This is a genomic window from Nibrella viscosa, assembly GCF_039541875.1.
Lineage (GTDB): Bacteria > Bacteroidota > Bacteroidia > Cytophagales > Spirosomataceae > Nibrella > Nibrella viscosa.
In genome coordinates this window covers 175474-200647 of sequence record NZ_BAABHB010000011.1, presented here as the reverse complement: position 1 = coordinate 200647, position 25174 = coordinate 175474, and the positions used below count along the sequence as shown (strand labels likewise).

General features: G+C 53.3%; 28 protein-coding genes. 9 read left to right on the top strand and 19 right to left on the bottom strand.

What is annotated here, in order from left to right:
- Positions 1 to 72 precede the first annotated feature (72 nt).
- Positions 73 to 2610 (top strand): DUF5686 and carboxypeptidase-like regulatory domain-containing protein, encoded by a 2538-nt coding sequence (locus tag ABD931_RS22220; protein WP_345270170.1) that lies wholly within the window; start codon positions 73 to 75, stop codon positions 2608 to 2610.
- On the opposite strand, the gene ABD931_RS22215 is transcribed toward ABD931_RS22220, so the two are convergent.
- A complete protein-coding gene (locus tag ABD931_RS22215) occupies positions 2607 to 3341 on the bottom strand; it encodes a hypothetical protein (RefSeq protein WP_345270169.1) in 735 nt (244 codons plus the stop codon). The two genes, ABD931_RS22220 and ABD931_RS22215, sit on opposite strands and share 4 nt — an antisense overlap.
- A gap of 166 nt (positions 3342 to 3507) precedes the next feature.
- Positions 3508 to 4653, bottom strand: a complete 1146-nt coding sequence (locus ABD931_RS22210; protein ID WP_345270168.1) for an aldose epimerase family protein — start codon at positions 4651 to 4653, stop codon at positions 3508 to 3510.
- A gap of 162 nt (positions 4654 to 4815) precedes the next feature.
- On the opposite strand from ABD931_RS22210, the gene ABD931_RS22205 reads away from it, so the two are divergent.
- Genes ABD931_RS22205 through ABD931_RS22195 form a run of 3 tightly spaced genes read left to right on the top strand, consistent with a single transcriptional unit; the run spans position 4816 to position 7097 of the window.
- Positions 4816 to 6684, top strand: coding sequence for a gamma-glutamyltransferase family protein (locus ABD931_RS22205; protein WP_345270167.1), 1869 nt, complete (start codon positions 4816 to 4818; stop codon positions 6682 to 6684).
- A complete protein-coding gene (locus ABD931_RS22200) occupies positions 6656 to 6880 on the top strand; it encodes a hypothetical protein (protein WP_345270166.1) in 225 nt (74 codons plus the stop codon). Before ABD931_RS22205 ends, ABD931_RS22200 begins: the two co-directional genes overlap by 29 nt.
- A gap of 4 nt (positions 6881 to 6884) precedes the next feature.
- The gene (locus ABD931_RS22195) at positions 6885 to 7097 is read left to right on the top strand and encodes a hypothetical protein (protein WP_345270165.1); all 213 of its coding nucleotides are present in this window, start codon (positions 6885 to 6887) and stop codon (positions 7095 to 7097) included.
- Between the two features lie 58 nt (positions 7098 to 7155).
- Here ABD931_RS22195 and ABD931_RS22190 read toward each other — a convergent pair whose 3' ends face one another.
- The 3 genes from ABD931_RS22190 to ABD931_RS22180 form a co-directional block, all read right to left on the bottom strand.
- A complete protein-coding gene (locus tag ABD931_RS22190) occupies positions 7156 to 7392 on the bottom strand; it encodes a hypothetical protein (protein ID WP_345270164.1) in 237 nt (78 codons plus the stop codon).
- Between the two features lie 215 nt (positions 7393 to 7607).
- Positions 7608 to 7910, bottom strand: coding sequence for a hypothetical protein (locus tag ABD931_RS22185; protein WP_345270163.1), 303 nt, complete (start codon positions 7908 to 7910; stop codon positions 7608 to 7610).
- A gap of 23 nt (positions 7911 to 7933) precedes the next feature.
- Positions 7934 to 8137 (bottom strand): hypothetical protein, encoded by a 204-nt coding sequence (locus ABD931_RS22180; RefSeq protein ID WP_345270162.1) that lies wholly within the window; start codon positions 8135 to 8137, stop codon positions 7934 to 7936.
- Between the two features lie 394 nt (positions 8138 to 8531).
- On the opposite strand from ABD931_RS22180, the gene ABD931_RS22175 reads away from it, so the two are divergent.
- The 4 genes from ABD931_RS22175 to ABD931_RS22160 all read left to right on the top strand — a co-directional run bounded on the left by ABD931_RS22175 (position 8532) and on the right by ABD931_RS22160 (position 12363).
- Positions 8532 to 9566 (top strand): LacI family DNA-binding transcriptional regulator, encoded by a 1035-nt coding sequence (locus tag ABD931_RS22175; RefSeq protein WP_345270161.1) that lies wholly within the window; start codon positions 8532 to 8534, stop codon positions 9564 to 9566.
- 25 nt (positions 9567 to 9591) lie between these two features.
- Positions 9592 to 10515, top strand: a complete 924-nt coding sequence (locus ABD931_RS22170) for a type II restriction endonuclease (protein ID WP_345270160.1) — start codon at positions 9592 to 9594, stop codon at positions 10513 to 10515.
- Positions 10516 to 10712: 197 nt separating this feature from the next.
- Positions 10713 to 11633, top strand: coding sequence for a DNA adenine methylase (locus tag ABD931_RS22165; protein ID WP_345270159.1), 921 nt, complete (start codon positions 10713 to 10715; stop codon positions 11631 to 11633).
- Positions 11634 to 11967: 334 nt separating this feature from the next.
- Positions 11968 to 12363 carry a hypothetical protein gene (locus ABD931_RS22160; protein WP_345270157.1) on the top strand — a complete coding sequence of 132 codons (396 nt, stop codon included), beginning with the start codon at positions 11968 to 11970 and terminating at the stop codon, positions 12361 to 12363.
- A gap of 6 nt (positions 12364 to 12369) precedes the next feature.
- On the opposite strand, the gene ABD931_RS22155 is transcribed toward ABD931_RS22160, so the two are convergent.
- The 5 genes from ABD931_RS22155 to ABD931_RS22135 form a co-directional block, all read right to left on the bottom strand.
- The gene (locus tag ABD931_RS22155; protein ID WP_345270156.1) at positions 12370 to 13203 is read right to left on the bottom strand and encodes an alpha/beta hydrolase; all 834 of its coding nucleotides are present in this window, start codon (positions 13201 to 13203) and stop codon (positions 12370 to 12372) included.
- A gap of 20 nt (positions 13204 to 13223) precedes the next feature.
- Positions 13224 to 14330: an alcohol dehydrogenase catalytic domain-containing protein gene (locus ABD931_RS22150; RefSeq protein ID WP_345270155.1), complete on the bottom strand. Its 1107-nt coding sequence runs from the start codon at positions 14328 to 14330 to the stop codon at positions 13224 to 13226.
- A gap of 145 nt (positions 14331 to 14475) precedes the next feature.
- The gene (locus ABD931_RS22145; protein WP_345270154.1) at positions 14476 to 15573 is read right to left on the bottom strand and encodes an Ldh family oxidoreductase; all 1098 of its coding nucleotides are present in this window, start codon (positions 15571 to 15573) and stop codon (positions 14476 to 14478) included.
- Positions 15574 to 15654: 81 nt separating this feature from the next.
- On the bottom strand, positions 15655 to 15906 hold the full coding sequence (locus ABD931_RS22140; protein ID WP_345270153.1) for a hypothetical protein: 252 nt from the start codon (positions 15904 to 15906) through the stop codon (positions 15655 to 15657).
- Positions 15907 to 16003: 97 nt separating this feature from the next.
- Positions 16004 to 16192, bottom strand: coding sequence for a hypothetical protein (locus tag ABD931_RS22135; RefSeq protein ID WP_345270152.1), 189 nt, complete (start codon positions 16190 to 16192; stop codon positions 16004 to 16006).
- A 125-nt stretch (positions 16193 to 16317) separates the two neighbouring features.
- Here ABD931_RS22135 and ABD931_RS22130 point away from each other — a divergent pair, with 125 nt between their 5' ends.
- Positions 16318 to 16872, top strand: coding sequence for an NUDIX hydrolase (locus ABD931_RS22130; protein ID WP_345270150.1), 555 nt, complete (start codon positions 16318 to 16320; stop codon positions 16870 to 16872).
- A 156-nt stretch (positions 16873 to 17028) separates the two neighbouring features.
- On the opposite strand, the gene ABD931_RS22125 is transcribed toward ABD931_RS22130, so the two are convergent.
- The 9 genes from ABD931_RS22125 to ABD931_RS22085 form a co-directional block, all read right to left on the bottom strand.
- The gene (locus ABD931_RS22125) at positions 17029 to 17430 is read right to left on the bottom strand and encodes a T9SS type A sorting domain-containing protein (protein WP_345270149.1); all 402 of its coding nucleotides are present in this window, start codon (positions 17428 to 17430) and stop codon (positions 17029 to 17031) included.
- A 147-nt stretch (positions 17431 to 17577) separates the two neighbouring features.
- The gene (locus tag ABD931_RS22120; RefSeq protein ID WP_345270148.1) at positions 17578 to 18138 is read right to left on the bottom strand and encodes a DinB family protein; all 561 of its coding nucleotides are present in this window, start codon (positions 18136 to 18138) and stop codon (positions 17578 to 17580) included.
- Between the two features lie 283 nt (positions 18139 to 18421).
- Positions 18422 to 18682, bottom strand: a complete 261-nt coding sequence (locus tag ABD931_RS22115) for a hypothetical protein (protein WP_345270146.1) — start codon at positions 18680 to 18682, stop codon at positions 18422 to 18424.
- Positions 18676 to 19155, bottom strand: a complete 480-nt coding sequence (locus tag ABD931_RS22110; protein WP_345270145.1) for a hypothetical protein — start codon at positions 19153 to 19155, stop codon at positions 18676 to 18678. The genes ABD931_RS22115 and ABD931_RS22110 overlap by 7 nt, the downstream gene beginning before the upstream one ends.
- Positions 19156 to 19428: 273 nt before the next feature.
- The gene (locus ABD931_RS22105; protein WP_345270144.1) at positions 19429 to 20430 is read right to left on the bottom strand and encodes an endonuclease/exonuclease/phosphatase family protein; all 1002 of its coding nucleotides are present in this window, start codon (positions 20428 to 20430) and stop codon (positions 19429 to 19431) included.
- Positions 20431 to 20476: 46 nt separating this feature from the next.
- Positions 20477 to 21553, bottom strand: coding sequence for an AI-2E family transporter (locus tag ABD931_RS22100; protein ID WP_345270143.1), 1077 nt, complete (start codon positions 21551 to 21553; stop codon positions 20477 to 20479).
- A 557-nt stretch (positions 21554 to 22110) separates the two neighbouring features.
- Positions 22111 to 23391: a hemolysin family protein gene (locus tag ABD931_RS22095; protein WP_345270142.1), complete on the bottom strand. Its 1281-nt coding sequence runs from the start codon at positions 23389 to 23391 to the stop codon at positions 22111 to 22113.
- A 95-nt stretch (positions 23392 to 23486) separates the two neighbouring features.
- Positions 23487 to 23723 (bottom strand): hypothetical protein, encoded by a 237-nt coding sequence (locus tag ABD931_RS22090; protein ID WP_345270141.1) that lies wholly within the window; start codon positions 23721 to 23723, stop codon positions 23487 to 23489.
- 112 nt (positions 23724 to 23835) lie between these two features.
- Positions 23836 to 25158 carry an enolase C-terminal domain-like protein gene (locus ABD931_RS22085; protein WP_345270139.1) on the bottom strand — a complete coding sequence of 441 codons (1323 nt, stop codon included), beginning with the start codon at positions 25156 to 25158 and terminating at the stop codon, positions 23836 to 23838.
- Between the last annotated feature and the right edge of the window lie 16 nt (positions 25159 to 25174).

Sequence of the window (25174 nt, the reverse complement as noted above, 5' to 3'; positions counted from 1 at the left end):
TACTTAACTTTGTGTAGCTCCGATTAAACGAAGCGCGTCTCTAATTCTTTTTCCTGAACGGTTTCTGCGCCTATGGCACTACGTATACTCAACTCCTGCTGGTTCTTTGTTCTGGCGATAAGTAGCTTCCCTGTCTGGAGTCAGACCCAGCCCTCGTTTACCGTTTCCGGAACTATACTCGACGCCCGCACGGGTACCGGCGTTCCATTTGCTACCGTCGCCTTATCGGGCAAATCCATCGGCACGGTGACCGACGAACAGGGCCGGTACACATTCAGCAGCCGGGCGCTCACCGACTCGCTGGTTATCAGCTCGATGGGCTACACCACCCAACGGCGGGCGCTCAACCGCAGCAAAGCCACGCAGGTAATCGATGTAAAGCTGGAGCCGGGCGGTCTGGTGCTACAGGAAGTGGTTGTACGGGCGGGCGAAAATCCGGCCTATCAGGTTATTCGCAACCTGCGCAAGTTACGGGAACAGAATGACCGCGGTAATTTTTCTTTTTACGAACACGATACGTACGCCAAAACGGAAATTGCGCTGAACAACCTCGCACCAACGGGAAGACTCAGCCGGCTTGCCAAACGAGCCAGCAAAACTGACTCGCTGGTAGACGAAAACGGTAACCGGCTGCTGCCCCTGCTCATTTCCGAATCGGTATCCCGGTTTTATTTCCAGCAGGCCCTCCAGCGTCGGCACGAGGAAATCCGTAAAACCAGGGTGCAGGGCGTGGGCGTACAGGATGCCGAGTTTATCACGCAGCTCATCGGCGGCAACTCGTTTCAGACCTTCAACTTCTACAATAATTCACTCTCGCTGCTGACCAAAGACTTTGCCTCGCCCATCGGTGACAACTGGCGGGGTTATTATGAATTTTACCTGGCCGATACCACCCTGGTTGGCGACCGGATCTGCTACGGCATCGATTTTACGCCGAAGCGCTTGCAAGACCTGGCCTTTACCGGTAAGCTTTGGGTAGATACCACGTCGTTTGCGCTCTGCCGCATCGAAAGCCGCGTCGGCCGCGAAGCCAACCTGAACTACGTGAACCAACTGGTGATCGAGCAGGAACTGGAGCCGATTACCAACGCCGACGGTAAAACAATCGGCTGGCTGCCTTCGTCCATTATGCTTACCGCCGACCTTACCGGCATCGGCAAGAAATCGCTGGGGATGCGCACCCGCATGAGCATCAGCAACAGCGGTTTTCTGGTGAATGAATCGCACCCACTTGAGTTTTACAACCAGCCGGTTACCATTGCCGCCGACAACCAGGTATCCGACGACCTGTACTGGCAGCAGGCCCGCCGGAGCATAACCGGCTCGGCAACCCTGCCCAAAGAAGACCAACTGGCCGCCCGTCTGATCGATTCCCTGCGGAACGTACCCATTGTCAGGACCGCCGAAACGGCCGGTACCATTCTGGCCACGGGCTGGTACCAGCGGGGCATGATCGACTGGGGGCCTTATCCGTTTTTCTTTGCCGTTAACCAACTGGAAGGCATACGGCTTCGCATGGGATTCCGCACCAACGAACGTTTCAGCCGGCACTGGATTCTGCGGGGCTATGCCGCTTACGGAACCCAGGACCGCAAAATGAAAGGGGGTCTGGAACTGGATTACCTGCTGTCTCGCAAACACTGGACCATCCTGGGCGTACGGCATACCGCCGACATCGACCGGCTGGGCATGACGCCCGAGATGATGAACGCCAATCCGCTCTTTATGGCATTCGCCCGCTTTGGCCGTTGCCGGGGCAGTTTCTTTTCCCAAAAAGATGAGTTCTTTGTCAGAACCGAGCCGATTCGGGGAGTCATTCTGTCGGCGGCTGCGGTGTATAACTCTTTTACCCCGCTGTTTCCGTTCCACTACCGCCGGGTGCCGGAATTGGGAGATCAGTCACCGCTGCGCGGTGACTTTCAGGATGTACACTTTATGGTGGAGGCCCGGCTAGCCCGCAAAGAGAACTACATCATGGACGGCAATGAGCGCATCACCATCGGCACCAAGCGTACGCCGGTCGTAACGATCCGCTACACGAAGGGAGTTCGTTTGCTGGGGGGCGATTTCAACTACCACCGGTTTACGCTGCGGGCGTTTCAGACCATCCGGATGGGTTCGCTGGGTCGGAGTTCCTATACACTGCGGGCCGGCTATACGCCCTCAACCCTGCCGGCCCCCCTGCTGTTCCCGCATATGGGAAACCCTACGTTCTTCTACGTACCCAACAGCTTCAACCAGATGCAGTTCTTCGAGTTTGTCAGCGACCAGTATGCGGCCCTGCACATTCAGCATCAGTTTGAAGGCTTTCTGTTCAACCGGATACCGCTTATCAAGAAGCTGAACTGGCGGATGATCGCCAACGCCGATATTCTGTGGGGCAGTCAGCGCAAAGCCAATCAGGCCGTCCCGTCCAGGCGCCCGCTGCCCGATGGTACCCGCCCAACCCACTTTGGTGCCCTGGACCCGAAGATTCCGTACGCGGAAGTCGGCTATGGTATCGACAACATCTTTCAGTGCCTGCAGATTCAGGTGATTCACCGGCTCACCTATCAGCGGCCGGATGTTGCTTCAATAAGTGTGAAGGGGGCCATTCATTTCAGCTTCTAACCCCGGCTGCGGTACTGCTTGTAGCGCTGGAGGGTGGCAAATGTCAGGTCGTACTCCGACGAAAACAGCACGAACTCATCGCTGAAGTTGCAGTAGTCGATGAAGCGTTCGAGATCTTCCCCTTTCAGGTCGGTGGCCCGGCCGGCAATAAGTCCTATGCGGTAGCCGGCCAGCATATGCCGGCGGTGTTCCTGGGAAATTACGGCTGCTTTCCGGTTGGCTTTGGCCTGCCGGCTAAACAGCTCATACAGCAGCGTAACCGGCGACTGCGCCAGCCCGACAATCTCATCGGCAGACAGATTGCGACGCGCTTCGGGTTCGCGGAGCAGGATTTCCAGCTCCCGGCGGATCTCGGCTTCGCGCTTGGCCGTAATGGTAACCTCGGCCAGGGTAATGCCGCTGTATTGCCGCTGCATTTTAATGACCGGGTCGGGCGTAACCCCATCCCATTTGATGCCGGCCCGCCCGTGGCTGGGACTCGTCACAATAACCGAATCCCCCGGCTTTACCTGTAGATAAAACGCGCCGGTCTGGTTGGTTCGTCCCACCGCCTGCGAGCGTTTGTTAATAACGCTGCCATTCTCGACGGGGGTCCCGGTCTCCTGATCCAGCACTTTACCCAGAATGTATTTCGGCGCAGGCGTACCCGGTGCCGATGGCCCTGAGGTAGTTCCCGGGGTTTGTGCCAGCAGGGAACAGGACAGAAAAAGCAGCGCAATCAGTAGCCTCATAAGGATGTAACGCCCGGAGTCCAGAAACTAGTTTGCCCGCAAAAATAGCAGTTGCCGGGCAACATACGAAAAGCGAAACCCGGTGGAAACGTTATAAAATGTTAAACCAGAGGCCCTGCCCGATAAACGGCAGCCTCTGGTTTACACGTCTGATTTGCGTTATATCCTACTTTCTCGCCGAGAATTTGTAAACGGTGGTGCTCTGGTAGGTTTCGCCCGGCCGCAGCGTGGTTGAGGGAAACTTCGGCTGGTTCGGCGAGTCGGGGTAGTGTTCGGTTTCGAGGCAGAAGCCGGTACGTTTAGCGTATTTTACGCCCCCTTTGCCCGTTAAGGTGCCGTCGAGGAAATTGCCGGTGTAGAACTGAATGGCCGGTTCGGTGGTCGATACATCCATCACGCGGCCAGTGGTCGGCTCATACACGGTAGCCGCCCGCTTAAGCCCCTGGCTGCTATCGCTCAGAATCCAGGCATGATCGTAGCCTAAGCCGTATTTGATCTGGGTATCGGTCGAATCATTGATGCGGGCACCCATCGCGGTTGGTTTCGTAAAGTCAAACACGGTTCCGGCAACGGGCCTTAGCTCACCGGTAGGAATCAGCGTCTGGTCGACGGGCAGAAACCGGTCGGCGTAGAGGGTCAGCTCATGGTTGAGAATATCGCCTTTGTTGGCCAGGTTGAAATACGTATGGTTGGTCAGGTTAACGACCGTGGGCTTATCCGTGGTGGCTTTATAGTCGATTCGGAGCGCATTATCACGTTGTAGCGTGTAGGTCACCTCCACGTTCAGAGTGCCGGGATAGCCCTCTTCGCCGTCTTTCGAAGTATACGTAAGCTTCAGCGCGGGTTCATCCCCTTCTACAGCCTGGGCCGTCCACAACACCTTGTCGAAGCCTTGCAATCCGCCGTGCAGGTGGTTACCCATATTATTGGTGGCCAGCGTGTACGACTTTCCGTCGAGCGTGAATTTGCCTTTGGCGATGCGGTTGCCGTAGCGGCCGATCAGGGCACCAAAGTACGGACTGTCTTTCTGGTAAGGTGCCAGGGAGTCGAAGCCCAGCGTCACATCTTCGTAGGCACCATTCCGGTCGGGGGCCGTCAGCGAGACTACCACCCCGCCGAAATTGGTAATTTTAGCTTCCATCCCCGACGTATTCCGGAGGGTGTACAGGTCAGCCTCCTGACCATCGGCCGTTTGACCAAACGAGCTTTTTTCAATCATAGCATTCTGCTTGTTTTCCTGATTTGAGCTGCATGCTGTCAGCAGAGCAGCGCCGAGCAGGGCAGGTAAAAGGGTTCGTGTAAGGGTATACATGGGTTTGGGGTTACATACTATCGGGCTTTGGCCCGTAAATCATCAGCATAACGTTCAGGTGATTACCTGAATAGTGTATTCCTGACACAATATTAAATTTGTAAATTCACACCGCCAAATAACAGCATTAATTCCTAATTTGCCTGACTAATTCCCGCTGTCATGAAAACACGTTTAGTTAGCCTTTGCGTTAGCCTGCTGATTCCTCTACTCGGTCTGAGCCAATCGTTCAACAATTTGCCGGTCATCACCCAGAAACCGCCCCTGCACGGCCGTCACTGGATGGCCATTACTGGTAAGCCGCTGGCTGCTACCGCCGGTGCCCGGCTCTTCCACAAGGGTGGCAACGCAGTTGATGCCGCCTGTGCCATGCTGGCCGCCACCTGTACCATGTGGGATGTGCTGAGCTGGGGGGGCGAAACCCAGGCCCTGATCTACAACCCCAGGACCAAAAAAGTTATTGCCATCAACGCGCTGGGAGTAGCCCCCACCGGAGCCACGCCTGAGTTCTTCAAAAACAAAGGCATGAAATATCCGCCGGAATACGGGCCACTGGCTGCCGTAACGCCCGGTACGCCGGGTGGCCTGCTGACCATGCTGGCCGAATACGGCACGCTGAGCCTGAAAGACGTGCTGGAACCCGCCATCCAGATGGCCGAAGGCTACCCCATTGAAGCGCAGACGGCGAATTCCATCGAGGCCGGCAAAGCACAAATCAAACAGTGGCCTTACTCGACCAGGGTGTTCCTGCCCCACCTGGGCCAGACCCGCGAGGCCCCGGATGCCGGTGAGGTTTTTGTGCAGAACGATTTGCTGGAGACGCTGAAAAAACTGGTGGATGCCGAACAGCAGGCCCTCAAAAAGGGGAAGTCGCGGAAAGACGCGATCTACGCAGCCTACGACCGCTTTTACCGGGGCGATATTGCCAAAGAATTCGTCAGGGGGTGTCAGGAGCAGGGTGGCCTGATTACCGAACGGGATCTGGCCCAGTGGAAAGTAAAAATCGAAGAACCGGTGATGACGACCTACCGGGGCATCGACGTGTATAAGCTGCAGCCCTGGACCCAGGGACCGGCCATGTTGCAGACCCTGAACATCCTGGAAAACTTCGACCTGAAAAGCATGGGGTACAACTCCACACGGTACATCCATACGGTATACCAGGCGATGAACCTGGCCTTTGCCGACCGTGATTTTTACTACGGCGACCCGGCTTTTTCGCCCGAAATCCCCATCAATGGTCTGCTTTCCAAAGAGTACGCCAAAGCGCGGAGCAAACTTATCAATATGGAGGTGAACGACAGCAAAGCCGCGCCCGGCGACCCCTACCCCTTCGAGGGAAAACAAAACCCCCGCCGGCAGCTTTTGCAAAAATGGGAGAACCTGCAAAGCCGGGTTCATACACCCGGCAATCCGCTGACCGATGCACAGTTTATGGAGCAGTTTCAGGCCGGCACCACCTCGGTCGAAGCCGCCGATAAGGAAGGCTGGGTAGTTTCTATTACACCCAGCGGAGGCTGGGTACCGGCCTGCATTGCCGGCAATACGGGTATCGGCATGAGCCAGCGGATGCAGAGCTTTGTGCTGGACGAAACCGAAGGGCCGTTCAATGTAGTGGCCCCCGGCAAGCGTCCGCGGGTTACCCTCACCCCAACACTGGCCATGAAAGACGGGAAGCCGTTTCTGTCGTTTGCCAAACAGGCCGGCGACGAACAGGATCAACTGCTGCTGCAATTCTTCCTGAACATGGTCGAGTTTAACATGACGGTGCAGGAAGCCTGCGAAGCCCCGAGCTTCAAAACCCTGCAGATGTACAGCAGTTTCGGTGACCACAAGAAAGTACCGGGGGGCCTGATCCTGAACTCCGCCATGCCCGCCTGGACCCGCAAAGACTTATCCCGCATGGGCTACACCATTTCGTATCAGGAACGAACATCGGGACCCATCAACGCCATCTGGTTCGACTGGCCGCACAATACCTTCTGGGGCGGTTCCAGCAACCATGGCGAAGACTACGGCATTGGCTGGTAAGGCTCGGATACCAACTATACTCCTGACGGTTGGCCCACTCACCATGCCCGGCAAAAAAGCCGCTGAACCACCCCACGATTTCGACCTGAACGACCGGGAGTGGATGCTTAAGCGCGACTGGCCCAAAATGGCATCCATCGACAAGCGGATGGCCGGCGACAACCAACTGGTGGGCGCCCAACCACGCCTGCCTTGAAGCCATGATGCGCTCCTGCGGCCTGCAGGTCACCGCCCGACCCGGCCACGAGAGGTCTATCCTGGAAGCCGACGACTCCCGGCGCCGGAGCCAGCACTGGAACCACTCCGAATACTTATCGGCCATTGGCCAGAACTGGCAGGAAGCCGTTCGGGAGAAAGTGGCCGCTAAAAACCAGTATATGATTAAGAGTAAGCTACAGGAAAAAAATTCTTGAAATGAGCTTCCGTTACAGTATGATTCGGTCATCGTTGGTAACGGGTAATGAATCCTGATTAACAGACCATTCCCTGGTAGTGCAGGTAGCCGGGTAGGTTGAACACCTGTTCGACCGCCAGGTTACGTACTTGCCCGTAAACGGATGCTGTCTGGTGTGTAACTCCTGCCGATTGGGTATTGGTCCCGTTAGTTGAAACACCTGACCACCCTCGGATAGGTGTACACCGCACAACGCCCGACGCAACCGCCAGACCGCTCTGGCCGGCTGCATTCAGAAAATGTCGACGATCCATACCGAATGAGGTAGATGAGTGGATATTGAGCAACAGGAATGTGCGGCCAATACCAAATTCAAACATTTCCTGAAATTCACAAAATATTTTATTAACATCTGTCTGATATGCAGAACAAAATCTTGTCACCTATAAAATATGTTCAATATCTTCTAACATGCCTCCTGTTTGTTGGACGTCTGTAAAAAGCAGCCGTACGGATCAGCCCCGTTCACTTAATAGAGATCAAGGGGAATCTCTTCTTCAGCGAGCCGTTCGTCCTGCCGGCGCAAAAGCTGAACCCGGTCAATGATGACACTGCCCTGCCGGCCCTGCTCGCCCAGACTCAGGGTGTTGTATAAAGACTGTTGCAGGGGTCCCCACTTAAACAGTTCCGTCTTCGCATCGTAAATGCCGATGGGCTTGCCAAACGGGGTACTATGCGCTTTTCGCAACAGCGTTGTAGCTTTGATATAGGTAAAACAAGGGATATGGTAGTACTGCTCCTTGAGCCGGTACACTACCGAAAAACGTTTCATGGTTAACAAGTTTAAGTGAGCCCTTACGATATAAACTCCCGGCTGTACTGCCGGTCTTTGCCGTGCAGCTTGCGATACCGGATGATGCCTATTTCTTTTTCCGGATCCTCCTGCCGGGAGTTGCCCACAGTTCGGGAGGCCACCTCCTGCTTAAGCTGTAGCAGAGATTCGGTCAGGAGGTCAATTTGTTGTTGTATAGCAGCGAGTTGATTATGTAATGCAGTCATGGATTCTAGTTGTTAAAGGTCCTGAAGGCGCAGAAAAACCTGGCGCTTCCGGACTGGTTCCTTAGGCTCCCGCTACCTGGCTTGCCGACCGGGCCAAGCCCTTAGGCCGGCGCCAACCTTCAGCCATTTTCTCCTTCTGCCAGTGTCAACACTTGAGTACGAGAGCCTTGCCCGGTAAACGTTACAGTTTTCATTTTTGTTTAATCGTTTCAACGAATCTTCCTTCATACGGCTTAAATTCATCATAATTAACCCTACTGTTATTAGGATAGTACAAAAAATGAATTGTAAATTTGATTTAACGAAGAACCTTTGACCGTCTCCGGCCGTATTCAAAACTTTTAGGTGGTCAAACGATTAACAAAAAGAGGTGCCACATCTAATTCTCAGTCCCATGAACAGGAAGGTTTCGCTGAAGGACATTGCGCAGCGGGTTGGAGTGTCGACCACGCTGGTATCGTACGTACTGAACAACCAGAAAGAGAACCGCATCAAAAAAGAGGTGGCGCAAAAGATACGAGAGGTGGCGCAGGAGCTGAACTACCGCACCAACCAGATTGCCAAAAGCCTGAAGACGCGGAAAACGGCTACCCTGGGGCTGATCGTGGCCGATATTGCCAACCCGTTTTCATCCAGCCTGGCCCGCATCATCGAAGACGAAGCCAGCCGGCATGATTATACGGTCATTTTCGGCAGTTCGGACGAAAACCCGCAAAAGTCCCGCAAACTGATCGACACCCTCCTGAAACGGCAGGTAGACGGATTGATTATTGCCCCGCCCCAGGAAGCTGAATCGCAGATTGCCGACCTGCAACGGCAACACGTTCCGTTTGTGCTTATCGACCGGTATTTCCCCGACCTGAAAACCAGCTATGTAGCGCTCGACAACTGCGCGGTCGCCTACAGCGCCGTTGATCATCTGATCGCCCAGGGCTACCGGCGCATCGGCCTGATTACCCTGCAATCGTCTCTTTACCACATGAATGAGCGGAAGCGGGGGTATCTTGCTTCGCTGAAAGACCACAGCCTGACCTTGGATAAGAGCTGGCTTAAAGAGGTACCCGAAGAACAGGTAAAAGCTGAGACCGAAAAAGCAATCGGCGATCTGCTGGCCGGACCGCAACCGGTAGAAGCCTTATTTTTTACCAACAATACGGTAGCGCTGCACGGTCTTAAACACATTCAATCGCTGCGGCTGCATGTCCCCGACGATCTGGCCATTGTCTGTTTCGACGAAACCGACGCGCTCGACCTGTTCTCCACGCCGGTTACGTGCATCCGCCAGCCTTTGCGGGAGATCGGGCAGCAGGCCACTAAAATTCTGCTGGAGAACATCGACAAAACCAGCAAAATTACGCAGGTAAACCTTCAGGCCGAGCTGGTTATCCGACAGTCAACGGCGCAGGCAGTGCAGCGGCTTGTTCACTGACGGCAATTTTCATTATATTTGAAAAATGAACCTGTCAGATAAGGAAGTCTATAAATCCGCATTTAAGAAGGAACTCGACATATTTGCCAATAAGCTACAGGGTTACGTTTCGACGGATAAGGGAGACTGGACCGTAAAGGGATTTATTGATGTTGTCAAAAATATTTACACCATATCGGCAGACACCAAAATAATCTCCAAAATTCTGGAAATACATATCTTCCCTCAGCTTCTACAATTTGCCGAGATTATTGGTTATAAAATCAAATTTGCAGAAAAGCAAAATTGGTATCCTGACATCACGTTCATACATACTGATAATGAGCAAATAAAGTTTGCGCTCGATATTAAAACAACGTTTAGAAGAAAGGACAAGATTGCCGGCTTTACGCTGGGAAGCCACGGTGCTTACTTCAAAGAAAGGGATAAAGATAAAAATATCCAATTCCCTTATAACCAGTATCTGGGCCATTATTGCCTTGGCGTTATCTACTCAAGAACGGCCGTAAGCGAAGATTTTCCGGAGACTGATATTTATCAGGTTGAAGAATTACAGGAAGAATATGATGAGCCAAATAAAAAAGTTGGCGAACGTGAAGTCACGACTGTTAAGAATTTACAATTTATCACCTCTGTAATTAAGGACTTTGACTTCTTTGCGGCCGAAAAATGGAAAATTGCCAGTGATAAGCAAGGCTCTGGTAACACAGCCAATATCGGCTCCATTGTTGATATTGAAGATTTGAAAACTGAAAACGGAGTATTTAGCCAGTTAGGCGAAGAATGGTTTGATGAGTACTGGATTAATTTCGGCTCTGCAACCATGCTAAAGAACGGAAAGCTCGTTAAAATTACCGCGCTTAAGGACTTTTTGGAATTCAAAGGCAGAAACGATCTGTGGGAGAAAATAGTCAGCAAAACCTATAACAGAAAAATAGTAACTATTTAGGTTCCCATTTTAGCCAAATTATGCAATGATAAGGCTTAAATTGGCTAAGAAAAGTACAATTTTTGGTACTAATATGAGGATTTTAGCTAAAATGGAGCAATATCTTGACGCCATTTCGCATAGAGGAAAGCCAAATACCTCCTGATTGTCAGTCGGTTAGCTAAGAATAGACTAGCTAAATAGTTACGAAAAATAAAATGAGAGTAATTATTCCACCTATAAAAAGCCAGGGTATCAAGACTAAATTGGTTCCCTGGATAATGGACGTAGCCCCCAAGGTTAGCGGCCGGTGGATAGAGCCTTTTCTGGGAACAGGTGTTGTTGCATTTAATTCAGGGGCAAAAAAAGCAATTCTTAACGACACTAATCCGCATATAATCAACTTCTACCAGGGGGTACAGCGAAAGACGATTACTGCTCCTTTGATGAAGCAATACCTTGAGCAGGAAGGAGAGTTATTAAGTAAGTCAGAGAACAAGGGTTATACGCATTATCTGAAAGTTAGAGCCCGGTTCAATAGTGGTGAATTTTCTCCTTACGACTTTGTTTTTCTGTCTCGTGCTGGTTTTAACGGTATGATGCGCTTTGGTAGTAAAGGTAACTGGAACATTCCTTTTTGCAAAAAGCCCGACCGCTTTGCACCGGCTTATATCACAAAGATAACTAATCAGGTTGCAGCAGTTTCACAAATTATTCAGCCTGAACCTAGCTGGACTTTTTACAATCAGTCATTTTCTACTATAATTCCCTTAGCTACCGAAAATGACCTGATTTATTGCGATCCACCTTATTTCGGCCGGCATGTTGATTATTACAATGGCTGGAAAGAACAGGACGAAGAACTGTTGTTTAACTTATTACGGGAAACTCCGGCTAAATTTATTCTGTCTACCTGGCACCATAACGATTGGCGGGAAAATGAAATGATTAAAAAATTCTGGAACAAATTCAATATTATTACAAAAGACCATTTCTATCACAATGGTGCGAGCATCGAAAACAGACGAACCGTCGTTGAAGCGCTCGTTTGTAACTTTGATGTTGACACTTTTACTCCGCACAACCACGGCCTGAAACAGAAAATTAAATCAGAACAACTGGCGATTGACTGGATGTAATAATTTTAGTCGTCTACTCATCTTCTATGCGAGTCGTAAACGAACGCACATAGTTGCCTTACTGAAGTAGGGATGTTAGCACTATCTGTATGCCTTTTCTTCTTAATGACGCTGTAAGTGACGCTGTAAATGACGCTGTAAAATTTCTGAGCGACGCTCTCGCTTTATCTTGTCACCGCACTTATGTATTAGCAGAAGCTGGTCGCCAAAGATTGGCAGAGGCTATGTAACGGAATTGTCGAACAGGCCCTATAACACAATGCATTCCCATGCATATGTTTGTATGCTTTTGCAGCCGCTAACCAAACCCTTTTACCTTCTTTTTTAGTACCCAATGGCCAACCTAATTTCTGAACGCACCGCCGTACTTGGCGTGTTTGCCACACTTACGTTTATCGTTCTCTTTCACGCAACCATCATGCTCGGCATTATCCCGTTCGATATGGTGTGGGGTGGACGAATGAATACCCGAGCGGAAATGCTGCGGTTTGAGGCCATTTCGATAGCTGCCAATCTGGTTATGCTGGCTATTGTTGCTGTGAAAGGTGGCTTTCTGCGCGTCAACCTCAACCCAACGGTGCTGAAGGTAGTCTTCTGGCTCATGTGCGGTCTCTTCCTGCTGAATACGCTGGGCAACCTGCTGTCGACAAACCCGCTCGAAAAGCTGCTGTTTACACCCCTGACGCTGATCCTGTCTGTGCTTTGCTTTAGACTCGCCATCAGCAGGTAACCCAAATTACGAGTTCCGACCGGCCGGGAGCAGCGCGTTGAAGAACAGCAACGCATCTTCAATATGCCGCTCCCAGTACGGCCATTCGTGACCGCCCGGCCACTCGCGGTACGTGTGCGCAATGCCGTGGCTGGTGAGGGCATGGTGCAGTTCGCGATTGTGTTCCAGCAGCAAGTCCTCGGTGCCGCAGTCGAAGCCGATGGGCGGCAGGCGCTCCCGGTTTTGCAGCATCAGTTCCAGCACCGATTCATTGGCCGGGTCTGGTTGCCGGTACGCGCTCAACGGCTCTTCGACAAACAGGCTCATTTGGTCAAGGTGGGTGATGGACGACAGTCCATACACACCCCGCACCCGCTCCGGGTATTTGGCCGTCAGCCGTAAGGCACCGAAGCCACCCATCGACAGACCCGTCAGGAACAGGGTACTGGCGGCACCCGTCGGAAACAGCTCCGGAAACGCGGCTGCGGCTGCCAGGGGTACATCGTCTAGAATCCACCGTTCAAAGTCTTGCTGCGGATGCGGCAGGTAGCCGCTGCCGTCGCCCCAAAGACCATCGGAAGGCATAGCCAGCACCATCGGCTGCAGGTACCCTTCCTCCATTAATCGGGCTGCTGTGCGGTGAACACCCGCGTTATGGGTCCAGGCCCAGTGACTGCCGTACACACCATGCAGCAGCATGACCAGCGGCAGTGGCTCGGTATGAGCGTCCGGTAGCTCAGGACACCAGAAGGTAATGTCTCCGCGCCCGGCAAGGTTGGCTGATTTGACGGTTACATACCGCAGACCCTCACTGCTGAAACGAGGATCGGAGATACGGATGGTGCGAAACGGTGGGTGCATCGGGTAGTCAGGTGGTTGGTTTAGTCGAATACTATGACGCCTTTGGCGTTGCGGCCGGCCAGCATATCGTCAAGGGCCTGCTGAAGGTTGTCCAGCGAATAGGTTCGGGTGATGAGTTCGTCCAGCAGCAAATCGCCTTTGGCGTAGAGGTTCAGCAATATCGGAAAGTCGATCTCCGGCCGGCACTGTCCGTAAAGCGGGTTGATGTAGACCTTGTCCCACTCGAAGAGGTTCATGTCGATGGCAATCTCCTGCTCGATACCGCTCACCTGGCAGGCCAGGCCGGCGTTCCGGATCATCGCCAGCGGGGCCGCTCCCAATTCGGGTATCGACGTACACTCGAAGGCGTAATCGGCCCCGCGACCGCCCGTCATCTGCTTCACCTGCGCAGCCGCCTGCAATAGACCAGTATCAGTACGGTCGGCCAGAAGGGTATGGGTAGCGCCGTACTGTTTCGCCATCTCCAGGCGGTTCGGGTTTACGTCGACCCCGATAATGAGGCCCGCTCCAGCTAATCGGGCACCCTGAATGACGTTCAGGCCCACGCCCCCGGTGCCCAGCACAACCACACTCCGGCCCGGCTTTACCTTAGCCGCGTTGATCACCGAACCCACGCCCGTCATCACTCCGCAACCAATGATTGCCGCCGACGGAAACGGAATATCGACCCCAATTTTCACCGCTGCCGCCTGCCGGACCACCACCAGTTGCGACAGTGTACCCAGGCTAAACGCCCGCTCAATGGGTTGACCCTGGTAGGTGGTCGATTCCAGCCGGGCGTGGCCTCCGCTGGCACGGTTGCCGGCTGTGACGGGCGAGTTGACTTCGCAGATATGCTGATTGCCTTCGAGGCACTGGAAACACTGCCCGCAGGGAATGGCCCAGTTCAGAACCACCGCATCGCCCGGCTGCAGTTTGGTAACGGCCGGCCCCACGCTGCGGACAATACCGGCTCCTTCGTGCCCCATAATGATCGGCTTACCCCACGACAGCGAATCGTAATCGGTATGGCAGATGCCGGCGGCTTTCATCTCCACCACAATCTCATCCGATTGGGGTGCATCTATCTCAACAAAATCAATGGTAAACGTACCGGTCCCGTCGGCGACGGCGGCTTTTGCTTTCATGGTCAGGTTCGGTGTTTAGGATCAGACGTTAGATGTTGGATGTTAGACTTAAGATAGAAGTAGCAAGCTGCCGTTTTGTATAGATTCTGTTACGAGAGAGTAGTCTAAAGTCTAGTATCCAACGTCCAGCATCAACTACAAGCGGCTAATATAAGGCAACTCCCGTTAAAGCCGCAACATCCTCCAGTGAAGCCACTACTTCGTGGTTGACGGGAATGCCTTCCTGCATCCGGCTGGCATAAGCCTCGCGTTCCGGATCGCCGGGGATGCGTACACCCTGGGTGCCGGGTAGCGGTTTGGTGCTACGCATGGTCTGTATCCAATCGTCAATGTCTTGTTTGAACTCGGTTTTGTCGCGGAAGCCTTCAATGTCCAGCGCCCCGAAGAAGTGGCCAATGCCTTTGCCCACCTGCCGGTCCATAGCCGCTACCGTAATGGCAAAGGGCGTGGCGTACGGCCCCCAGTTGGCTCCGCTCAGCACCGCCGACAGAATATCGACCATCGCGGCCAGACAGTAGCCCTTATGCCCGCTGCCTTCGGTGGTGCTGCCCAGCGGCAACAGGGCACCGCCCTGCATCATCTCGGCTGGTATCTGCGTAGCATAGCCATCCTTATCGATGCACCAGCCGACCGGCATGGTCTGACCTTTCCGACTGGCAATCTCCACCTTCCCGTAGGCCACAGCGCTGGACGCAAAATCGATGAGTACCGGCGGTTCGCTCAGACCGGGAAAGGCCATGGCAATGGGGTTGGTGCCTAACATCTTTTCAGCTCCGTTGAAGGGCGCAACGCCTTTAGTGGTGTTGGTCATCGACAAGCCGATCAGGTCCTCCTTCAAGGCCATCACCGGGTAGTAACCGGCGGCTCCGTAGTGATTGGTATTAGAGACGCTGATCCAGCCGGAGCCGTGTTCCTGGGCTTTCTGCATCGCCAGTTCCATGCACTTCGGCCCAACTACCAGGCCCAGGCCGTTGTCGCCGTCGACGGTAGCCACGCTGCCTTTGCCGCGAATGATTTTAATTTCCGGATGGGGGTTGATGCGACCGGCATGGAGCAGGTCGACGTAGGTTTTAAGCCGGGCGATGCCGTGGGAGTCAATGCCGTGTTCGTCGCTGTAGGCCAGCACATCGGCCGCCAGTACGGCATCGTCTTCGGGAACGCCAAAATGGATAAATACCCGGGTAGTAAACCGGCGCAGTTGTTCCGCCGAAAAAATGGTCGTGGTAGGGTTCAGGGTAGGCATAGCTATAAAAGAAACGTCACACACCCGGTACGTGGAGTGAGTCAACCAATTAACCAGTTACCGAATGAACCAGTCAACCAATCAACGGGCTTCCATCAGGCCCTGATAGTAACCCAGACCCAGGTGCGTAATCAGGTCTTCGCCCATCAGGTGACGCAGGATGTTTTGCAATTTAATCAGTTGCTTGAAAATATCATGCCTGGCCAGGGCGGCTTTGGTAGCCCCCTCCTTGATGTGCGTACCGTCCTCAGGCGCGGGGCAGGTCGTACAGGCTATACCAGTGTATGCGGTCGACCCGGCCCAGCAACAGTTCGGCGGTCCGGCGCAGGCCAAAACCCTGTACTTCTTCGGCCCCAAACGTGGAAATTCCGACTTCGGTTACCCAGACGGACAGTTCCGTTACAGCTTCAATTCCGGCAATTTTGGTGGGTCACTCGTTGATCTGCCCGTTGTTCCAGTCGAGCGGAAAGCCGTAAACAGCCACCGTGTTCAGTTCATCGAGGGCACCGTGTTGCTGCAGGGTTCTGATAAAGAAAGGGTCGATGGGTGAAATGCCGCCAAGCACGCGGAGAATGCCGGGGTTTTCGGCTTTTACGGCCTGAGCAGCCAGTTTCACCATATTACCGTAAGTTTGCCATTCCGGATCAATTTCGAACGCCAGCAGCTTTGTAGCTGCTACTTAACTCACAACCGAGCCCGGTAATTTTTGTTTTTACGTCTATCCTTTCCTTATCATATTGTCAAATGAGCAGCAAAATCGAGCGCTGGAAGATACTGAAGTCCGATCTGGTTTTTGATCACAGATGGTACAAGCTCCGTCGTGACCATGTGGAGCTACCCAGCGGCCAGGTGCTGGATGATTACTTCATCAGCGTGCGCCCGGATGTGGTGCTGACCTTTCCCATTACGGCGGATAACCAGGTGATTTTTGTGCGCCAGTATAAACATGCCGCCGGCGATATTTTTATCGAACTCCCCGGCGGTGTCATCGACGAAGGCGAAACCAGCCCGGCCGAAGCCGCCAAACGCGAACTGCTGGAAGAAACCGGCTACGTCACCGACGACATAGAGCCGTTGCTGGAAGTCATTGACAACCCCACCAAAGACACCAACCGGATCTATTTCTTTCTGGCTCGCAACGTCCGTAAAGTGGCGGAGCAGGATCTGGACGAAAGCGAAGCCATTGAAGTCCTGACCGTACCACTGACCGAGGTAGAAGCGATGGTCCTATCCGGCCAGATCAACGTCTCGGGTTCGGTGGCGCTGTGTCTGCTGTCGTTAAGAAGGTTGCAAGGCTAAGATCTTTCGCGCAACCCACGCTCGTCCGCGTTTGTAACGCGAATCCCCGAATTGAGCCGTAGAATACAGAAGAAAATCAGTTATCTACTCATAAAAACGCCCAACGCCGGGGGGATACCCCGGCGTTGGGCACTGGTCTGGTGTGGATGAGCGGATTTACTGAAGCGCAATGACCCGGTTGGTGGCGGTGACCGGCTTGGTTGACAGCGTAACCTCTTTCTTTGTTTCCTCCTTGCCGTTGGTAATTACCAGCTGGTATGTACCGTCGGCGAGTTGGCTCATGTCGAAGCGACCCCGAAAGGTTGTTTCCTTCTTACCCAGGTGCTTAGCCATCAGCACATCTCCGTTTACATTCTTAATCAAAATGTCGGCAGTTGCGCCGGCCGCTTTATCGACCGCCACCACCATTTTCGTGGAATTAGCGACGACATACATCGAGGACTGGACGGAAGCTGCTGCGGTAGGAGCTGCTTTCGAATGGTCATCACCGGCTACTGCCGATACGGTGGATGATACACTGACCAGGGCAAAAAGTGCGGAAGCAATGAATGTTTTCATGGTGTGGATGATTGTTTTTATGGTTCTGTGTTTTCTGGTGTGGATAGCCTGTTGGCTAATTGTTGAGTCAAAGGTAGGCCTAACCATAGTACCTTGCAATGCATAGTACTTTAGCGGTTATATTCAAGGATGAATGGTTGATTTGCGCTACTGGAATTCCACGTACTTCGGCGGTACAATCCCTTTAAGCCGGAGGTATACCAGCAACTGCGCCCGATGATGCGTGACGTGGTCGGTAAGGAGCATAAAAAATTGCCGGCGGGTACGTGTAAAATTGATGTACGTACTGGTTTGCTCCAGTTTGGCCGGATCGTATTCATTCAGGAGTTTGGTAACTCGCCCGAACTCTTTATCCAGCACCCCAATAATTTGCTGCTTGGATAAACCTTCAGGCTTATAAGCGTCCCGGCGCGGTTTAAATTCCTGCCCATCGGCTTTGGCAAAGGCATGCCAGTCCATGACAAAAGCCATGTGCATGAGTTGCTCGGCAAAGGTCATTTCCTCCGGCGTGGGTTTAAAATCATACCCGTTGTCGGGCATCGCTTCGGCTACCGCCAGGGTATACTGATGAGACGTTTCCCACCGTTCGAGAAAATCCTTCAGAAAGGCATCTTTAGGAGCAGCCTGGGGTTTTGTGGCAGCCGGGGCAGGCAATACGGCCGCAGCAGTTATGGCCGTAAGAGAGTGGAGTAGGGTTCGCCGTTGCATGATTTGGTTGGTACAGGTAGAGGCTGGTAAATATATAACATACGATAAAGAAAATAAATGGCTAACGGCCAGGTCCTCGCCAGAATCCGTCTGCTGTATCAAGCAAGTCATAGGGGTGACTCAACTGAGCCACCCCTGAGCAATACACCTAACCTTTAGCAAAAGATGCGTTAAATTCAAACAATAGCGAACGCGGGGCAATCCCCAAATCTGGGGATCATCAGCTTCCTGAATCCGTCAGACTTGTCCCGGGTAAGGCCCCAATAAACCACCAATCAGGCTATTACTTTTTCAACGCAACACTGGAACGGGCCGGGGCTTTACTCCATACTTCGCGCAGGACTCCGGACCAGCCCTCCTGTATGTACTGGCCATCTTTCACCGTAACGCGAAAGGTCTCGACCTTCCCTTTTCGGGCACCATTTTCCTGCCACGACCAAAACTCATTGGTTTCCGTCAGCGTCTTCCCGTCAAACTGGTAGCGGGCACCGCCGGCTCCGTCGAACTGCCGCGTGGTGGGGTTATAGTAGGCGTAAACTACCATTGGATAGTTGAAAATCTTGATGGCCTGAACGCCTTTGTACTTACCCTCTCCAAAGTGACTGTTGCCACCCCAGGTGCCTTCCTGCATAAACCAGACACCTTGTAGTCGAAAGCAAACGTGTTGCCTACCGCCGTAGAATCCCAGGAATAGAAGTTTACCGTCTCGATGTACTTACCTCCTTTCAGTTCATAGGTACCGCCACAGGCCCCATTGAACGAGCGGATCCCCGCTGTTTTTTCATCATAACGACTTTGCCGTTTGTCGTCGTAAAAAGCACCCAGCCAATAACCATCCCGAAATACCTTAATGACCGTTACCGAGTCGCGTGAGCCCCAGTTGGTCATAGCTCCGTATTTATAGCGGACTTGCCGGAACGCACCGTTGAGTTTGCTGAAGGGTTCATCGGCGAACAGGGCAACCAGACTGATTACCAGAGAACTGATTACCAGAGAAAGGAATACCGATCGTTTCATGTTGTGCAGCTATTTAATTTGGTCAAAAGTAGCCGACCGCCCCTGCACCGGATTGTAAAAAAGGGACTTTTTGGTATTCCATTGGAGCAAAGGCAGTAAGGCAGCCCAACCGGGCCGCCCCTGACCTATTATTCCCTAACCTATGAATTTTATCAGTAGTGTTTTCAGAACACGGTGTTGACTGCGGTCTGAAACTTTCTAAACCTTAGTCGCAATAGTGTATCGGTACAGAAACAAACTTACCAAAGTGCGTTTAACCGCCCACAGAGGACTCTACTCTGGCAGCACCAGCCGGGTGAAAACCGGGAAATGATCCGATTCAATGTCGGGCAGGCGTTCGAGTTGCTGCAACTGAAACTCTTTCGTGACGAAAAAGTGATCCAGCGGCCAGCGGGCAACGGGCGAATCTGCGTCGAACGAGTTGAACAGCCCCCGGCCTAAGCGAACATTATTGAGCTTACCCCTGGCGCTAAACAGTTCGGAGGTGTACGACCAGGAAACATCATTGAAATCGCCAGCTACTACCGATGGTATGGTATCCTGATTCACCATGTTGCCCACCTGCAGGAGCGTAACTTCCTTTTCGCCTTTGCCGTCCGGGTATTTGTCGCTCGGATAGGGGGCTACCGGGTGAACGCCGTAGAACTGGAAGGACCGCCCGTTTGGCAGCAGGACTTTTGCCAGGAATGAAGGTATCTTTTCATCGTCGAAGTATTTTATCTGTTCGTCTCTCAGGGGCAGGCGCGAGTACAGTGCCATTCCATAGCCATTGTCGAGGGGGCATTCCATGACGTGCGGGTAGGTATTTTTCAGAGCCTGAAGCTGATTGACCCACCACGTGTTCACTTCCATAACCAGCACCACGTCGGGGTTTACCTCCCGCACTAACCGCAGAAACGTATCGGCCTGCCGGTTTTTTATCAGGATATTGGCGATGAGTATGCCAACAGAACCGGAGTTGGAGGTCCTGGTGGCCGTGGCGTCGGGTACTTTTTTTTCACCCAGCCAATAAGGGAAGATGTAGGTTGCCTGAATCACAATCGTGCCTGCTAAACCCGTAATCAGCAGCCAGAGGGTCCAGTCCCGGTGCTTTTTTACGACTATCAGCGCCGGAATACATACAACCGCTGCCAGCATGTACTGGAGCCGGGGAAAATCGACCATCTCGAAGTACCAGCGGGTTACGTCATGAAACAGCGACGCTACACTAAGCACAGTAATCAGGAAACTTATACTGATCAGAAAAAACAGTAGAATTCGTCGGAATACGTGCATGGGGTAAACTTTATAGGTTAGCTACTGAGTCAGCGCTACAGTTTATTTATACCTTAACCGAGTCGTCTTTAAGCACATCCTGAACGTATAGCATCTTGACCAGAACCAGCACAATGGCCACGATTGGGGTGGCCAGCGCCAGTCCAAGTATGCCGGCGAAAATACCGACGATCAACTGAGCGATGAGGACCAGGGCCGGGGGCAGGGAAATGATCCGCTGCTGGACCAGGGGTGTCAGTATATTGCTTTCAATAAACTGAATGCTTGTGTAGAGCAGCAAGACGTAGAGTGCCAGTTGCGGTCCCTGCAGCAGGGCAAACAGCACGGCGGGAAGCAGCGCCAGAAGGGGACCAAAGTTGGGGATAAAGGTAATCAGCCCCGCAAACAGGGCCAGTGCGCCGGCCATCGGTATACCCAGCAGCCGCAGCCCCACATAGGTCAGTATGCCCACCACCGTCATCGAAAACAATTTTCCCATTAACCAGCCCCGTAAGGTGGTACCTATCTGGTCTAAGACTTCCGCGGCCCGTTTGCGGCCCGACTTCGGCACCAGCAGAACAATGCCTTGCCGGTAAAGATTAGGCTCCGCAGCAAAAAAAGCGGCCAGGAACAAAATCACGTATACATTAGCCAAACTCCCCAGCGTAGTAGACACCACCCCTGAAATCTTTCCCAGCCAGCGTGACGAGCCGCCTTCCAGAAAACGCTGGGGCTTCACGTTATTCTCCAGCAACCATTCCCCAAATGGGGTTTGCCTGAGATGTGCTTCGGCGTTCTGAATGGCTCTGGGAGCCATTGCTTTCAACTGGTCAATTTGTCCGCCGATGGAGTAGGACATAAACCAGCCCATGCCAACCAGCAACGCCAGGGTGAGGATCGCCACAATGGCCAGCGCAATCCCTTCTTTCCAGCCTGTTTTTTTGCTTAACCAATTCGCACCCGCCCGCAGGGGCAGGGCGATCAGGGTAGCCGCCAGGACCAGCAACAGCACGTCGAAAGCGGCTCCCAGCAGCCCCAAAACCAACAGTGCCGTCAGGGTAAGGGCCAGCACAATCCCTGCCCGCTGGATAAATACCTGTTTTGCCGTATAGGTATTGGGGTGGTTAGCCTGATTAGGATTCATTAACGTTGTTTTTGGTTCTATTACTGCAACTACAGTAAGTGGTCCGGCAAAGCGGGGTAACACGTTGAGTCTTCAGTTGCCAAAGGCCCCTCTGCAATAAACCATCATATTAATTAGCAGAAGCTTAACATCAGGTTAGAATCTGATTAGCGGAGCCCTGCGCAAATTTTTGAATCTGTTCGGGAAGTGTATTCTGTTCTTAAAGCCTATAACCTCTAATACCGTAATGTGGTTAAACAACTATCTCCTTTTCCTGGACAAGGGCTACTTTGGTTTACTGGGGAAGCCCGTTTTCCGCCCTACGGCTTCTGGCCTATTCTTAGCCAGAGGATACGCTACAGCCTATGAATACAGAAGGAAAGTAAACCCAGGACTTGAAAAATCAGCCGGTGATTCAGGATGAACTGGAACGAGCTACCGGCCGGAGCAGCCGACCGCTGGGTTTATAACGAAGCGAGTGGCCGGCTATTCTGATCTACGGCATTCACGCTGAGGTAGCAGGTCCTTAGCGACCTGCTTAATAGGATACCGGCATCTACCTGGCAAACCGGCTGTTTTTAGGTTTTGGGTCCGTTGGCCTTCTCCCCTTTAATCAAATCCCGCAACTGTACCCGTTCAATGAAATTCCTGATTTTTGTCAAAACAGTCACTTCGTATCCATTCAGGGTAATCCGTTCGCCTTCATTGGGCAATCGGCCAAACCGCCCCAGCAGGATGCCCGCCAGCGTTTCGTAGGCGCTTTGCCGGTGAATGGGATGGGGGAGCAATGGATTGAGGTCCGTGAGGGAATGAGTAGCCTCCACTATGTACAGGCCTTCGCTAACGTGTTCCACCAGCGGATGTTCATCGTCCTTTTCATCCTGAATTTCGCCCACCAGTTCTTCCAGAATATCCTCCATGGTTACCAGTCCTTCTGTGCCGCCGTATTCGTTAACCACCTGGGCCAGGACTTTGCGTTGCCGCTGCAAATCGCGCAGCAACGAGCGAATGGTTTTGGTTTCCGGCACAACCAGCACGGGCTGGACCAGTGAGCGCAGATCAACCGTCGCGTTTTGGCGCAGGGCGATCAGCAGGTCGCGCAGGTGAATAACGCCCAGTACATGATCCAGGTCGTCTTCGTAGCACAGTATTCGGGAGTACTTCTGGTCCAGGATGCGTTCCAGCACCTCCTCGTCAAATTCATTGACATCCAAACCAAAAATCTGCGTCCGGGGTACCATAATCTGCCGGACGGTACGATTGGAAAAGTCAAACGCCCGCTCTACAATCGTCAAATCCGACGAGGGGGTAGGATGATCGGATGATTCAGCTTCTTCCTGGCTTTGACGAACCAGATACTTTAACTCGTCGGGGCTGTGTACTTCATTGCCATGACTGGCTTCAATACCAAACCTTTTCAGAATGAAGTTAGCGAATCCGTTCAACAGCCAGATGAAGGGCCGGAAGAGGAGGTAAAACCCCTGCAACGGATAAGCCACCAGCAAGGTAGTCCCTTCGGATCGCTGAATAGCCAGTGACTTAGGAGCCAGTTCGCCAAAAACGATATGCAGCACGGTGATGAAGGCGAAGGCGATAGGCAGGGATACCCGGTGGGCCATCTCATCGCTTAACGCTAACCCAAGTACGTTGAACAGGGCAGTCAGCATCTCGGCTACTACCGGTTCGCCGATCCAGCCCAGCCCCAGACTGGCCAGCGTGATGCCGAACTGCGTAGCGGCCAGGTAGCCGTCGAGGTGCGAGAGCATGGTTGTGGCCAGCCGGGCGGGCGCACTGCCGGCCTGCGCCCGGAGTTCAAGCTGCGACGCACGTACCTTGACGATGGCAAATTCAGCCGCCACAAAAAACCGTTGAGGCCCACCAGAAGTAAGGTCAATAAGAAATTAACAATCATTCCGAAACCAGTAAAGCGTGAGAGAGGGTGCTGCGCAACCGGTTAGGGTCGGCAGCAACATTCCGGTGGACTAAGGTACGCGAACAACCGACTATTGCCAACCACCTCCAGTACCCGACATAGATCGATCAGCGTTTGAAACCAGGCCTGTTTGGTGTTAATCAGCGACAATTCGGCATCGAGCACATTACGTTGCGCCGTAATAACTTCCAGGTAAGTGGCGTAGCTGGAGGCAAATAAATCGCTGGACGTGGTAGTCGCCTGCCGAAGCGCGGCCACGCCGTGGTGTTTTGCAGGCTAGCCGTAGCCCTCATGAATTCTTCACGGTTTTCGGGGTTGCAGACGGTCTTACACCTAATTCAGGGTTTTGCTACATGGCCGGTTGGCCGCTTCACCAGCGCACAGCCTGAAACGTCCAGCCGGGCTGTTTTTTCTGCATTTCAATCTCGTCGTCGCGTTTGGTCAGGCCGCAGGCCAGGTAGCACTCGTGCAAATTAGCCAGCGCCTGCCGGTCCAGCTCAACGCCCAGACCGGGTTCCTGCGGCACGGCAACGGCTCCGTCTTCGAAGGTGAAGCGCCCGGCGGTGATGATCTCATCCGACTGCCAGGGATAATGGGTGTCCAGCGCATAGGGCAGTTGCGGTAAAGCGGCCCCCAGATGAACCATAGCGGCCAGCGAGATGCCGAGGTGGCTGTTGGAGTGCATGGATAAGCCGCGCCCGAAGGTCTCGCAGATACCCGCCAGCGTCATAGAAGCCCGCAAGCCGCCCCAGAAATGATGGTCGCTGAGGATGATGTCTTCCGAACCCAGCACAATGCTGTTGGGAATATCGGCAAACGAGGTGGTACACATATTGGTGGCCAGGGGCGTTTTGACGGCTCTGCGAACTTCGGCCATATTGGCCTGCCCCCTGACCGGATCTTCCAGGTACTCCAGAATCGGCTCCATCATCCGGCCGTACCGAATAGCCGTTTCAACGGTCCATAACGCATTCGGGTCGACCCGCAGCGGTACGTCGGGCCCAAAGGCCTCGTACAGCGCAAACATAGCGTCCACTTCCTGCTGCGGCTCAAATACGCCCCCTTTCAGCTTGATCGACTGAAACCCAAACTCGTGACACATGGCTTTAGCCTGCGCCACAATGCCGGCGGGGTCCAGGGCTTCGGCCTGCCGGGCAGCGGCCCAACCGGCGGCCTCCGGATCGGTACCGAAGCCCAGTTCACCGCCGGCTCCTTCGTATTTATAGAACAGATAAGCCGCAAACGGTACGCGGTCGCGCATTCTGCCGCCCAGCAGATCGACCACCGGCCGACCGACAACTTTGCCGATAATGTCCAGGCAGGCTACCTCAATGGCGCTGAAGATATGCACCAGTTTCCGCTGATCCCAGGGCGTGAGCCCCCGCTCGGCTGCGGTTTCCCGGCCGAAATTGCTTTCCAGCACCTGCCGGATGTCGTTGAGCTGAAATACGTCCCGGCCAATCAGCAGGGGCCGGGAAGCCGCCAGAGCCTCATCAATCGCCCGATTGCCGGGAATCTCGCTGATGCCGGAAATATTGTCGTCCGTCACCAGTTCCACCACGGTACGCAGGGCATACGGGGCATGCAGACCGGCGGCATTCAGCAGCGGAGGGTCAACAATGGCAATGGGGGTAATATGAATTTCTTTGATTCTCGGACCAGCTTTAGCGGTAGAAAGAGCAGGGGATGGCATAGGGCAGTAACGACGT